This window comes from Virgibacillus necropolis (assembly GCF_002224365.1).
Taxonomy (GTDB): domain Bacteria; phylum Bacillota; class Bacilli; order Bacillales; family Amphibacillaceae; genus Virgibacillus_F; species Virgibacillus_F necropolis.
In genome coordinates this window covers 1243988-1258597 of record NZ_CP022437.1, presented here as the reverse complement: position 1 = coordinate 1258597, position 14610 = coordinate 1243988, and the positions used below count along the sequence as shown (strand labels likewise).

The window sequence follows — 14610 nt, the reverse complement described above, 5'->3', positions numbered from 1 at the left end:
AGTAAATGAATTTGAGTACAAAAAAAGATGCCGTTACTGAGGATTATCATGGTGTAAAGGTGGCGGATCCATATCGATGGTTAGAAGAAGCTGATTCAGTAAATACCAGAGAATGGACAGATGAACAAAACGAAAGAACAAATCAATACTTAAAAAACTACCCAGGGAGAAAAACTATTAAGGATAACATAACAAAGTTTATGAATTATCCTAAGTATTCATTGCCAATGAGAGAAGGAGAATATTACTATTTTCATAAAAATAATGGGTTACAAAACCAAGGCGTTTTTTATCGTTCTAAATCATTAGAACTAAATGAACCAGAAGTTATAATTGATCCAAATACACTAAGTGAAGAGGGTACAGCAGCGATTACGAATATCACTTTTAGTCAAAATAGTTTGATGCTAGCCTATGCAATTTCCTATAATGGTAGCGATTGGCAAGAGGTTAAAATTAAAAATTTAGTAACTGGAAAAGAATATCCTGAAGTATTAAAATGGTGCAAGTTCAGTAACATCGCTTGGAACGAGGATCATAGCGGTTTTTATTATAATCGTTATCCAAACCCAGATTCTGTTCTTCCTGGCGAAGAAAGTAACTATAATAAAGTTTATTGGCATACAATTGGAACTCCCCAGGAAACAGACAAATTAATATATGAAGATCTAAATCAAAGGGAGTTTTCTTTTGTACCAGAAATATCTGATAATAATCGTTACTTACTTTTAAAAGTATATAATGGAACTGAACCAAAAAGCAGAATTTATTATCGAGATATTAAAAGCACCGGCCCCTTTATTCCGCTTATAAACGATGGAGAAGACTATTATTCCTTTTTAGGTAATGAGGAAGATGTTTTCTATATTTATACAAATTATAACGCGCCAAAAGGGAGGGTTGTTTCTGTCAATTTAAACCAACCCGAGAAGAAAAATTGGCAAGTGATCATTCCTGAAAGTGAAGATACCATCTCATCCTTAAAAATGATCAACAACAAATTTGTAATAGCATCGATGCACAATGCGTATAACCAGTTAAAAATATATGATGATAAAGGTACATTACAAAAAGAATTACCACTTCCAAAATTTATTACCATTACAGGATTAGCTGGTAAAAAAAATGATTCTGAACTGTTTATTAGTTATACATCATACCTTTGTCCTTTTAAGATAATGCGATACAAATTTGAAGAGGATCAATTAGATGCCGTTTTGGAAACCAATCTTCATTTGCAATCAAATCAATTTGAAACCAAACAGGTCTTTTATACTTCTAAAGATGGAACAAAAATCCCTATGTTTATTACGCATAAAAAAGGATTAGAATTAACGAAAGACAATCCTGTTCTTCTTTACGGATATGGCGGGTACAATATTAGCCTTACTCCTACCTTCTCGCCATCTCAGATGATGTGGTTGGAAGCAGGAGGAGTTTACGTAGTAGCCAACCTTCGAGGTGGAGGAGAATTTGGTGAGAAATGGCATTTAGATGGAATACTTGAAAAGAAGCAAAACGTATTCAATGATTTTATTTCAGCAGCAGAATGGTTAATTGAAAATAACTATACAAACCCTAAGAGACTCGCAATTATGGGTGGTAGTAATGGCGGTTTACTAGTTGGGACATGTATTAATCAACGCCCAGATTTATTTGGAGCTGCCCTTTGTCTTGTTCCTGTTACAGATATACTCAGGTTCCACCGTTTTACAGTTGGACGTTTTTGGACCACAGAGTTTGGAAACGCAGAGAAAGACCCAGACCATTTTCAATTTATGTATAAATATTCTCCCTTACACAATGTAAAAAGTGGCGTAAAATATCCACCAACACTTATTACTACAGCTGACACAGATGACCGGGTGGTTCCACTTCATGCAAAGAAATTTGCTGCCACTTTACAAGAAGTACAAACTGGTGATACACCTATATTATTAAGAGTGGAAAAAAATGCTGGACACGGACTCGGTAAGCCAACTTCAAAAATTATTGAAGAACAAACTGATTTGTATACATTTTTGTTTAAGGAATTGGAGATGTCTATCTAACGAAATATGTATAAAGTAACAAGTATAAATAAGAATGCCAGCTATAGGCATTCTTATTTTATAATTTGTTCAAATACTTATTCAAATTAAACGATAACTAATTCTTTCGTAGAAGGCGTTAATACTTCACAACCATCTTCTGTTATTAATAAGACATCCTCTACTCTTCCACCACCGATACCAGGAAGATAAACACCAGGTTCTATTGTAATAGTCATCCCAGCTTTCAATACCTTTTCATATTGAACAGAAAAAAGAGGTTTCTCATGTACCTCTAAACCTATACCATGACCAGTACCGGTACCAGAATAATTATTATAACCAGATTCGATAAGATGATTTCGCATTAATTTATCAACATCTTGATCCTTTAACCCTGCTTTTATATTAGCGGCACAATTTTGAAAAGACTTTAACACCACTTGTTGGATTTCTTGTAATTTAGTGGATGGCTCCCCTAATGCAACAGTACGTGAAATATCAGCCCAGTACCCGTTATAATTAGCTCCAAAGTCAATTGTAACCATATCTCCTTTTTCTATTACTTTTTCACTTGCTCTTCCATGTGGTAACGAGGACCTCAACCCTGATGCAACAATTGGATTAAACGTAGAGGTAGTCCCGCCGTTTTCTTTAATAAAACGTTGCAATTCATCCGAGACAGCCATCTCTGTCACACCTGGGCGTATGAAATTAAGAATATGCAAGTAAGCATTATCGGTAATTTCAGACGCCACTTTTAATTTCTCTAATTCCTCCTTAGATTTAACCATTCGAAGATCTTCCACTAAATCGTAAGTAGGCACTAATACCGAAGTTAATAAATTTTTTACTTTATCATAAAATCCAAAACTTAAATGTTGTTTTTCAAAACCTAACCTGTTAATATTCATTTCATTTGCTTGTCTAGCCACTTCATCAAATATTCCATCTTTATGTCCCGTATGTTCTGAATGAAGAACTATATCAAATTCAGTTTGGTCTTTCGCTTGCTCAAAATAACGATAATCAGTTATTAATCTTTTTTCATTTCGAGTAATTAGAATAACACCGTTACTTCCAGTGAAACCAGAAAGATACCTTCTATTCCATTCACCCGTTATCATAAGTCCATCAATATTTAATGAATCAAATTGTTCAATAATTTTATCAATGTTCCCCAACATTACCACTCCCTCTGTATTAGCTATTAATTTTAATTGAGTTAAATACACCTACCAGTTCTGTTTTGTAATAACTTGCTTCATTAATTTTCTTACGTTGATATAAAAAATGAAATACTTGTGGAATAACCAATTAGTATTACTCCACCAATCAATAAAAAATAGGTGACAATGAAGTTATTAGAAGGTAGATGTTTGGTTGTAGTAACTTCATCTTTTTCTGATACATACATTTGTAGTTTGGAAGAATTTTTCAAGAAAACTCTAAAACTATAAAACATGTTATTAAATATACCTTTTTTAAGAATCAACAATATACCTCCACAAATAAAACAAAATAAGCCCACTAGGAATACATTATTCCAAAATACAATAGATTGAATCGTAAGTGATAGTACTACTAGGATTAATAAAAGTAATATTGTGATGGTTAAATTTCTTCTCTTCTTATACATATTTAACATTTCTCCTATTTAGTTATTAATAGGTTAAGTTGTAAGCAAATGATTAGAATGATCCCTTTTATAATTTTGAAATTCTTCTTCTGTACACATTACCCAGTGATCATTTTCAACTTCTTTCAAAGCAGAAGAATTAAAACTTTTATCCCATTTGATATTAGTAGTTTCTATACGTTCCCTCTCAGAATTAGGATCAGGCACTGGAATAGAAGAAAGTAGTGACTTAGTATATGAATGAATTGGGTTATTAAACAACTCTCCACTTCGAGCTATTTCAACAATTTTACCTTGAAACATTACACCTATTCTGTCACTAATATGTTTAACCATAGAAAGATCATGAGCTATAAATAAATAGGTTAGATTTTTTTCTTTTTGTAACTTTTTCATAAGATTAATTATCTGTGCTTGAATCGAGACATCAAGAGCTGATATTGGTTCATCAGCAACTATAAACTCTGGATCTACCGCAAGAGCACGTGCTATCCCTATACGTTGTCTTTGTCCACCACTGAATTCGTGAGGATACCTATTAGAATGCTCTTGATTTAACCCAACCGTCTCTAGTAGCTCATAAATCTTTTCTAAACGTTCTTTTTTATTATTATATAGTCCATGAATATCCATGCCTTCTGCAACAATATCACCTACTGTCCACCTTGGATTTAAGGATGAATACGGATCCTGAAAAATCATTTGCATTTGTTTGTGAAGACTATTCTTATTTTTTTTGTGTATATCTATTCCCTTAAAAAGTATTTCACCTTTAGTAGCAGTATATAAACGAACCAAAGACCTACCTGTGGTTGATTTTCCACAACCCGATTCACCAACAAGCCCAAAAGTTTCTCCTTTATAAATATCAAAAGTAATACCATCAACAGCCTTAATTACATTCTTTCTTTTCGTCTTGAAATATTGCGTGAGGTTTGTAATTTCCAATAACTTTTCATTACTAAATTCTTTATTTGATTTTTTTGAGTCAGTATAATTTTTAATGTTGCTAATCAACCTGGATTGTTTTTCTGCCTTTTTATGTAACAACCATGTTGCAGCAAAGTGAGTATCCGATACTTTAAATAATGGAGGTTCATGTATAAAGTCTATATTTAAAGCATGCTCATTACGCTCAGCAAATGCATCACCAGGTGGAGGGGATAATAAATTAGGCGGTGACCCAGGAATAGTTATCAATTCCTCCTGTTCACTATTTAAGTTAGGCATAGCCTTTAATAATCCTTTCGTATATGGATGTTTTGGATTATAAAAAACTTCATCTGTTTTCCCTATTTCCACTATTTTCCCCGCATACATAACTGCAACTCGATCTGCAATGTTAGCCACAACACCTAAATCGTGTGTAATAAATATAATCGATGTACCCTTTTTTTCCTGAATACTTTTAAGCAAATTTATTACCTGCTTTTGTACAGTTACATCTAAAGCAGTGGTAGGTTCATCTGCTATTAATATTTCTGGATTACAAGCTAGCGCCATTGCAATTACAACTCTTTGTTGCATTCCTCCAGAAAATTGATGGGGATATTGAGTTATTCTTTCTTCAGGCTCTTTAATTCCCACTAACTCTAATAGTTCAATGGCTTTCTTTTTAGCTTCTTTACTCGAAATATCTTGATGAGCCAATATTCCTTCTGTTATTTGCTTATTAATAGTCATTGTTGGATTTAAGGATGTCATAGGATCCTGAAAAATAATTGATAACTCAGAACCACGTAGTTTCCTTATTCCTTTTTTTGGAAGCTTTATTACGTCACAATCTTTATACCAAATTTCGCCTTTTACAATCCTTCCTGGCGGTTGTGGAACCAAACCCATCAAACTTTTAGACATAACTGATTTACCTGAACCTGATTCTCCTACAATTGCTAGAGTTTCTCCTTTATATAAATCAAAAGAAGTTCCCCTTACAGCCTTTATTTCTCCTGCATACGTATCAAATGAAACATTTAAATCCTTCACTGAGAGTATCTTTTCCAAATAAATCACCTCTATCTTTTCATTTTAGGATCGAACGCGTCCCGGAGCCCATCTCCTAGTAAATTGAAGCTAATCATTATTAAACTAATGATGATGGAAGAGTATATTAACATATGAGGATAAATTTTTATTAATTTAAATCCATCATTTACAATTGTCCCGAGTGAAGCTGTAGGTGGTTGTAGTCCTAAACCAATAAAACTTAGAAAAGCTTCTGTAAAGATAGCACTTGGTATGGTAAACATTGTCGTAATAATAATAGGACCAAGTGAATTGGGGATAAGATGTCCCGATAACAACCGTTTATCTTTTGCTCCCAAAGTTCTAGAAGCCAACACAAATTCTTGTCCTTTTAACTTTAGAATTTGTCCTCTTACTATTCTCGCCATATTTACCCACCCTGTAATAACCATAGCCAAAGTGATTGATAAAATTCCTGGTTGTAAAACCAAAATTAATAAAATGACAACTATTAAATTTGGGATTCCAATCAGTATTTCAATAATGCGCTGCATAACATTATCAACTCTGCCGCCGTAGTATGCAGAAATGCTGCCATATGCCACGCCTATAAATAGGTCTAGTAAAGCTGCCAGAAAAGCAATATACAAAGAAATCCTCGTCCCTTGCCAAATTCTTGTCCATAAATCTCTTCCAAGATCATCCGTACCAAACCAAAAATATCCTTCAATTCCTTTTAACTCATATTGGTCTTGACCTCGAATGTCTACTCCATCCAGACCGATAAAAGGTATATGTTCTAATAAAGGTACTTTTGGTGGTAGATTCGTTCGTCCAAGATTTTGTTCAGCAAACCCATGAGAATTCATGTACGGACCAAATAATGCCAATGAAATGATTATTACAATAAATATTAAACCTATAACCGCTCCTTTGTTTTTTCGTAAACGTAGCCATGAATCTTTCCAATAAGTAGTAGGAGGTCTATTGTTCTTCTTTGTCACACTATAGCTTTGCGTAGCTTCTTCGAATAATTCATCAGTTAATTTATGTTCAGGTATATTAATCTTTCCCACCTCCAGAAAGACGGATTCTTGGATCAATAACTCCATACAGAATATCTACAACAAGTATTACTGCAATAAACAAAATACTAAAAAACAAGGTAACTCCCATAATTACTGGATAATCATTGGTCATTATAGAAGCTACAAATTGTTCTCCTAGCCCTGGTATACTAAATATTTTCTCTACAACCAATGTCCCAGTCATTAAAGAAACCGTTAACGGCCCCAAAATCGTAATGATTGGTATCATAGCATTGCGTATACCATGCCTTAATACAACAAAAATATCATGTATACCCTTTGCACGGGCAGTGGAGATATAATCTTGGCCTAGCACATCTAGCATTTCTGTTCGCATAAAGCGAGCAATTGTGGCTACGACAAAAGCCGCTAATGATATGGTAGGAAGAATAGAATACTCAAACCCTTCCCAGAAAGCTACTGGTAACCATTGCAGTCGTACCCCTACCCAATATTGAAGAAGGCCTGCGAAAACAAAGTTTGGAATTGATAGACCAAGAACAGCTATTATCATTGCCCCATAATCTATAAAAGTATTATGCCTAAGTGCCGCTATAATCCCTAGAAAAAGCCCTATTAATGTACCAACTATTAGCGATTGGGCACCCAGCAAAGCAGACGCTCCAATTCTTTCCCCAATAATATCTGAAACTGGTCTGCCATCAAATTGGAATGATACACCGAAGTCCCCTTTTAAAATATTCCCTAAATATTTAAAATATTGAACTGAAACTGGGTCATCTAAATTATATCTTTCGTATAGTATCTCTTTTTGGGATTCTGTTAATCTTTCATCATTAAAAGGGGAACCAGGTAGTGTTTGCATCAAAAAAAATGTTAACGTGGCTATTATTAGAAAGGTAAATAACATGTACCCAATTCTACTTAAAATGTATTTTTTCATACAGCTTACCCCCTTTAATTTAGGCTTTTATTTATTAATGCGATATACAATTGTCTTTCAAATCTATCTTTATTCTGGCTGATAATTAAGGTAGTATCCCCCAAAAGTTTCAAACTGGAATATTTGCTTAACTTAAAGGAGATATACCATATAATTAGTTTATTTATTTTCTATATGCACCCATTTATAAGTGTAAGTAGAATTAGGATGAGCAACAAATCCTTTTACATACGGCTTAATTAATCTAGCTTTACCTGCTTGATACAATGGGGATATAGCAGCTTCTTCATCTATAAGAATACGCTCCGCTTCCTGTAAATTAGAAAATCGTTGTTCTAAATTTGTAAAATCAGTTTGTGCTTTTTTAACTAAATTATCATACTCTTTATTCTCAAAGTCTTGCCAATTATATGGCCCATCAGATAGAAAGACTGATAAGAAATCAACTGGATCATTTACATCACTTCTCCACCCAGAATAGGATATATCATATTCTTGCTTATCCTCTAATGCAAGTTTCTGTTTATTAGGTTGTTGATTAATTGCAATACTTAACCCTGGGAGATTCTTTTCTAATTGATTTTTTATATATTCTGCTACTGATTTTCTTTGTCCATCATCATAACTTAACAATTCTAGAGAAATTTCACTTTCCCCTAACTCTTTTAGTCCCTTTTTCCAAAGTTCCTGTGCCTTTTCAATACTCCCTTTATTTAAATCACCGTAACGCTTACGAAAATCAACTCCATCCGGCGACTTAGTGAAATTATGTGGTATAAGGTAGTAAGCAGGAACTGACCCATTTTTCAAAATAATCTCAGTAGCTTTTTCCTTATCCCAAGCCATATCAATGGCCTTACGAATGCTCACATTAGCTAAATATTTATTTTTTTGATTAAAACGCATAAAGTACATTTCTGATTCTAGAGATGTGCGATAATCTTCATGATCTTTATAAACATCCACAAATTCTGAAGATAAATTTGCTACGTCTATTGTGTCCGATTCATATAAATTAACTTCTGTTGAGGTTTCTTTTGCAATTTTAAAGTCGATTTGATCTACTTTGACATTTTTTGCATCCCAGTATTTTGTATTTTTTTTCAATATCCACCCTTGACCATGATCCCATGAATCTAAAATAAATGGGCCATTAAATATAAGGTTTTCTACTTCGAGTGCATAATTGTCATTTTGTGATTCAACAAACTTTTCATTCTGCGGATAAAATACTGGATGAGTTAGTAACTGGAAAAAATATGGAACATTACTTTCAAGAACAACTTCTAGGGTATAGTCACTAGTTGCCTTTACACCAAGTTCCTCAACCTTTCCAAATAATTCACTATCTGGATCCTGAATATCAGTTGCATTTTTAATTGGACCCATCATGTATGCATGGGGGGAGAAAGTATCCGGATGAAGTGCTTTCTTCCATGCGTAAACAAAATCATGTGCGGTAACAGGATCTCCATTTGACCAGGTAGCATCTTCTTTTAAATGGAAAGTAAGTTTTTTTCCATCTTCGCTGGCCTCATAATCCTTTGCCATTCCCTCAATTGGTTCATGATCAGGACCTTGTCTATAAAGTCCTTCAAAAATATTCATTATTATTGTTTGTGATAATCCATCCATGGTTCCATTTGTTTTTAAAGTCGGTATTTCACCTGTAGTTGCTAAATGAAGTACACTAGATTCTGAACCCTGACTCTCTTTCTTCTCGGTATCATCAACTGGTTCACCACCATAGCACCCTACCAGTAATGATAAACAGAATACTGTAATACATAAATTCCATAACTTTTTCTTAGACAAAACCAACGCCTCCTTTATAAAATTATATATTTTGAATTAAATATCAAATTTTCATATTTACAATAATCTGTTATTTTTTCTTGCAAAATTATATAATACAAATATGCAAGACGCGTGCCAAGATATCTATGAGTAATTTTTAAGCTGCTTAATACCTATTAATCACATTTTATAAACCTTTTGATTTTATTCTGTGTCAAAAAAATTTAACACATATGCTTACTTTTTCAAAAAAGTTTACAATGTAAACGGCGTCATTTCCAAGGATTGTTTCTGTATAAAAGATAAAAGGTCCTTTTATGAAAAAAGTAATTTGATAAACTTTAGCAAATTAATGATGCTAAGTCTCTGGGATAATAGGTTAACTTTTCCATACCACTTTCAGTAACTACAACAGTATCTGAATGTCTAAATCCACCTATTCCTTTTACAAATATACCCGGTTCTACTGTAAACACCATTCCAGGTTTCATTATAGTGTCATCCCCTAAATCGAAAAAAGGGGCCTCGTGCATCATTAAACCAATAGAATGACCTGTGTGATGTGGCACAAATTGGCGGATACCACTTACATCAATAAATCTTTGCACTTCCTTATCTACGGTTGAAACTAGTTGACCTGGTTTAATATTATTAAACGCAATCTCTTGTGCTTCGTACATAAAGTTAAAATATTTTTCCTGTTCCGAACTCACTTCTTCAACAAACATAGTCCGTTCCAACTCACTTTGATATCCCCATACATCGGCTGCCCCCCACGTGACTAAGTTATCGCCCTTTCTTAAAGTTAAATTTTGTGTTGTAACGTGTGGGAAAGCTGACATTGGTCCTATTTGTCCTCTAAATTCTGCAAATGCTGGTTTACCAAGTGGTGTATACCCTGAACCCAATGTATCAACCATAGCTAAAGTGGCTTCAGAAGTTGCTTTCATAGAAACCTCAATTTCGCTTAAGCCTGTACGCGAATATTTCTGTAAAAGTCGATGTGCTAGATTACCCCATCTACATGATTCTTTTATTAATTCTATTTCTCCTTCAGACTTAACAAATCTCATTTCTTCAACAACATTATTAATATTAGTGAACCTTTTATTATCAAAAATTTCACTTAGACGAGGACCTCTATAACCATATGGCGAACTGTATCCATCGGAGTCCACCCCAAAATTAATATTGTTAAAGTCTAAACTTATTAATTGCTCATTAAGGTAATCCATTGGATGTTTTAATCCAGGATATTCTGGGTAGGTAATAATGTTATCAACATTGGCATTTTCATATGCGTAATCATTTTCTAATAAAGGAACAAAAAGAAAAGTAGTGCCATTAGGATCTATTATCAATGCTATAGGTCTTTCGGTAGCAATAAATCGAAAACCTGTTAAATAGAAAATATCTATATCTTTAAATAAAATGGCTCCTTCAATATTTTTATCAGATAACTTCTTAAGAAAACTCTCTTGTCTCATTAATATTTCTTCATTTGTTATTCTTAATTGCATGATTGCTGCTCCTTTCAACTGAACTACAATTATAAACAAAATAACTCGTTAAATAAGAATTCAATATACTCATCCCTTTATACTTATATCAAAATCAAAACGCCTTAAAATAAAATTTGTTATTTATTCCATGATTATTAGACTTTAGATTTATCTAGTTAGAGTAAACAAGTTTCCCACCTATATAAACCTGTTTTACTCCTTTTAAGTGATTTAAATCTTCTAACGGGTTTTCCTTTAACAAAGTTAAATCTGCTTTAAATCCTTCTTGAATTTGTCCAACCGGTCTATCTAGTATTTTCCCAGCATTAACAGTAGCAGTTTTTAAAATTTCCACTATATTCGGCACAAACTCATACATCAGTAAAATTTCATCCATTAAAGAAGTATGTGGTGTACAAGGAGATCCAGCATCTGATCCCGCCCCTATTAATATGTTTTTGTTGAAAAATTCTTTAAAAGCCTTTTCATGTTTTTCTACAATATCCTGTGCCTTCTCCTTTGCATATTCTGGTATTTCATTAAGTGATGCAATTTGCTTATATATATAAAGTGTCGGTACCCAAGCTGTCCCTTTCTCTTCCATCAACTTTACTAAATCATCATCCAAGAAATGTCCATGCTCAATAGTATCAATACCAGCTTGAATAGAGTTTAAAATACCATCTCTACCTATTGCATGGGATGCAACTTTCAATCCGAATTTGTGTGCCTCATTACATATTACTTGTTGTTCTTCCATGCTTAATTCTGCATTTCCAACTACTTCACCTTCCTGTCTACCATATACACCACCAGTAGAACTAACTTTAATTACTTCAGCACCTTTAAAAACTTGCTCCCTCACTCCTTTTAAAGCTTCTGCTTTCCCATCCACAAATCTTGCCCAAAAAGGATCATGGCCCCCTGTCATAGTAAGAGTCCTTCCACTAGCAATTAAATTTGGCCCTTTAATTAACCCCCTTTTAATTCCTTTTGCTACATGTATAGCAATATCATCTACAGATCCAATATCTCTAACAGTTGTAATTCCATTATTAATATAATTTTGGCAGTGGGAAACCGCCCGAATTAGCATTTGTTCGTATCCTTCTTCCTCTAGAGTAGCCACTGGATCCTTTGAACCATCCCACATCATATGAACATGTAAATCTATTAGCCCAGGAATTAGATATCCTCCGTTACCGTCCACGGAAGGCAGCTTATTAGGACAATCATCTTCTGGCAAAATTTTATTAATTTCACCATTTTTAATCCAAACCCCATGATCATTTTTAACCTCTAAATTTTCGCCAAATAAAATTTGGACATTACGTATAATATATTCCATAAAAAGACCCTCTTTTTTGTTTTTTTAAATTAAATTATTCGCTCACTGTATAACTGAATCTTTTTTAACTGTTGGAGTAAATATTAAAGATATGTCAAAAAAGTTGACACTTGAATAAATGTGTATATATTTTCGACATATAAGTTATAACTTTCCAACTAAATATTTAAAGAATTATTAAGTCAGTTTAACGATTCTTATAAGTGAATTTCCAAACCAATACCACTCTCAACAGCCCTTTCAAAAATATATTGACCAACCACAATATCTACAATCGCAAGTCCCACAGATTTAAAGACCGTTATTTCCTGATCATTCGTCCTACCTTTTCTAATACTATTTATGATTTCTCCAAGTTCAAAAATACTTTTTTCGGGAAAACCTTCATTAATAGGCTTTTTTAAATCTCCTGTTTCCTCAAGTGCCGCATCTTTTGATTCTACAACAACCTTTTCAGCAGAAAGAATTGTACTTGAGGGAATCTCTTGCATGTCTGGCCGAAATGAACCAACAGCGTTAATATGTACTCCCTTTTTTAAAGCTGTAGAATATACTGGTTCATGGGCATTCGTTGCTGTTACTATTATGTCTGCATGTTCAACAACTTCATTTGCATTAGATAAGATTTCCACCTTCATCCCGAAATTTTCCATAAAGTATGAAGCAAAGAGTTCCGCTTTATTTTTCGTACGATTATAAACATATATTTCGTCAATTTCACGAACAGTAAGGATTGCTTCACAAACCCCTTTCGCTTGTTCCCCTGATCCAATAATCCCTAGTACTCTTGCATCTTCTCGCGCTAAATATTTTGTTGCAACTCCCGACAACGCTCCAGTACGAACTTTTGTAATATAGGAGCCTTCCAAAAGTGCAGCTGGTTCTCCCGTTTTCATATCAGAAAGTAAAACTAGACCATTAATCGTATGTTTGTTCAAGGGTTTATTTCCAGGAACTACGTTAACAACTTTTATACCCAAACTGTTAAGATTTTCAGCTATCGACGGCATAAATAGAGCAGTGTTTTCTTCATTATTAAATGGTAGGGCTGTTCGAATTGGAGTTTGTGTCTCTCCACTTGAAAACGCGACTAAGGCTTTTTCTACAAGACTTATAATCTCTTGCATATTGATTAAACTTTTTTGCTCCTCTTTACTGATAACAAGCACCCAACTCACTCCTCTTATCCTTTTGAATTCCTGGTTAAAGTAAAAATCCCTCTGGCATTGTATCGCTGGAATCTATTAAGAATTGATGGAAACCAGTAATGGAAGCAGTCCCAGTAATGCTCGGGATTAGAGCATTGTATATACCCACTTTTTCAAACGAAGTAATATCACTTTTAAATAACCCGCCTGTAATACTTTCATGGACAAAAGTATCGCCTTCATTTAAATGGCCTCTTTCATACAATGTTGCAACCCTTGCACTCGTCCCTGTTCCACACGGTGAGCGATCTATCTGTCTATCAGCAAAAATCGTTACATTGCGTAAAGTTGCGATTTTACTAGACGGTTCATCGGAAAAAATTACACCATAAATGTCTTTTAAATCCGCTTGGAGTGGATGCTCTACTTTTAGATTTGCTTCAACATATTTTTTAATTTTCATGCCCCAATCCTGCAAATCTGCTAAATCCTCACTATTCACACTTAAATTTAATTTTGTGCTGTCAAGAATCGCATAAAAAGCCCCTCCAAATGCAATATCAACATGAAATTCATGTCCATCCACTTTTACTGGGAAATCCTTTTTATACACAAAAGAAGGTACATTTTCAAAGGAAACATCAATTACCTCCTGGCCCTCACACCGCACCTGTGCTATCACCTTTCCTGCAGGGCTGTCAATAACAAATTTCCGTTCATTACCGTTTACTTCATACTTCCCTGTTTCAACCACCATGGTAATGACAGCAATAATTCCATGACCACACATCGTGCTCCATCCCTCATTGTGCAGAAACAACACGCCAAAGTCAGCGTCATTTGTTGCTGGGGGAGTTATAATACACCCATACATGCCATGATGTCCTCGTGGTTCATTCATTAATGTTTTGCGAATGTGATCCAAATTTTTTATACAGTATGCTCTCCTTTCAGGTTGTGTATTTCCCTTAATTTCAGGCAGGCCACCAGTTATTATTCTTAAAGGTTCCCCTGCCACATGTAGATCCACAGTTGAAATCATTTTTTTGAAATTCATGTAATACTCCCTCCCATGTTTTTGTTAACTTATATTTATTGCAATTTCTATGCCAGTTTTTTATATTCAGATTGTTATTTGGTATGAATCTTGCATGTTAATAAATAAAATAAACAAAGGAGGAATGTTTCT

At 34.0% G+C, this 14610-nt stretch carries 11 protein-coding genes; 1 reads left to right on the top strand and 10 read right to left on the bottom strand.

Annotation, left to right across the window (positions count from 1 at the left end; genetic code table 11):
- Window positions 1-5 precede the first annotated feature (5 nt).
- Window positions 6-2051 (top strand): prolyl oligopeptidase family serine peptidase, encoded by a 2046-nt coding sequence (locus CFK40_RS05775; RefSeq protein WP_089531400.1) that lies wholly within the window; start codon window positions 6-8, stop codon window positions 2049-2051.
- Window positions 2052-2137: 86 nt separating this feature from the next.
- Here CFK40_RS05775 and CFK40_RS05770 read toward each other — a convergent pair whose 3' ends face one another.
- From CFK40_RS05770 to CFK40_RS05725, 10 genes are all read right to left on the bottom strand, one after another.
- Window positions 2138-3214 (bottom strand): M24 family metallopeptidase, encoded by a 1077-nt coding sequence (locus CFK40_RS05770; protein WP_089534302.1) that lies wholly within the window; start codon window positions 3212-3214, stop codon window positions 2138-2140.
- Window positions 3215-3306: 92 nt separating this feature from the next.
- Window positions 3307-3669, bottom strand: coding sequence for a DUF3899 domain-containing protein (locus CFK40_RS21770; RefSeq protein WP_161493839.1), 363 nt, complete (start codon window positions 3667-3669; stop codon window positions 3307-3309).
- A 33-nt stretch (window positions 3670-3702) separates the two neighbouring features.
- Window positions 3703-5673 carry an ABC transporter ATP-binding protein gene (locus tag CFK40_RS21630; protein WP_089531396.1) on the bottom strand — a complete coding sequence of 657 codons (1971 nt, stop codon included), beginning with the start codon at window positions 5671-5673 and terminating at the stop codon, window positions 3703-3705.
- An 11-nt stretch (window positions 5674-5684) separates the two neighbouring features.
- A complete protein-coding gene (gene opp3C, locus CFK40_RS05755; RefSeq protein ID WP_089531394.1) occupies window positions 5685-6746 on the bottom strand; it encodes an oligopeptide ABC transporter permease in 1062 nt (353 codons plus the stop codon).
- The gene (gene opp3b, locus CFK40_RS05750; RefSeq protein WP_089531392.1) at window positions 6697-7626 is read right to left on the bottom strand and encodes an oligopeptide ABC transporter permease; all 930 of its coding nucleotides are present in this window, start codon (window positions 7624-7626) and stop codon (window positions 6697-6699) included. Before opp3b ends, opp3C begins: the two co-directional genes overlap by 50 nt.
- Before the next feature lie 159 nt (window positions 7627-7785).
- Window positions 7786-9441, bottom strand: coding sequence for a peptide ABC transporter substrate-binding protein (locus CFK40_RS05745; protein WP_089531390.1), 1656 nt, complete (start codon window positions 9439-9441; stop codon window positions 7786-7788).
- A gap of 323 nt (window positions 9442-9764) precedes the next feature.
- The gene (locus tag CFK40_RS05740; RefSeq protein ID WP_089531388.1) at window positions 9765-10943 is read right to left on the bottom strand and encodes a M24 family metallopeptidase; all 1179 of its coding nucleotides are present in this window, start codon (window positions 10941-10943) and stop codon (window positions 9765-9767) included.
- A gap of 154 nt (window positions 10944-11097) precedes the next feature.
- A complete protein-coding gene (locus CFK40_RS05735) occupies window positions 11098-12273 on the bottom strand; it encodes a metal-dependent hydrolase family protein (protein ID WP_089531386.1) in 1176 nt (391 codons plus the stop codon).
- Window positions 12274-12470: 197 nt separating this feature from the next.
- On the bottom strand, window positions 12471-13442 hold the full coding sequence (locus CFK40_RS05730) for an ornithine cyclodeaminase family protein (protein WP_089531384.1): 972 nt from the start codon (window positions 13440-13442) through the stop codon (window positions 12471-12473).
- A 34-nt stretch (window positions 13443-13476) separates the two neighbouring features.
- Window positions 13477-14478 (bottom strand): proline racemase family protein, encoded by a 1002-nt coding sequence (locus tag CFK40_RS05725; RefSeq protein WP_089531382.1) that lies wholly within the window; start codon window positions 14476-14478, stop codon window positions 13477-13479.
- Window positions 14479-14610 lie beyond the last annotated feature (132 nt).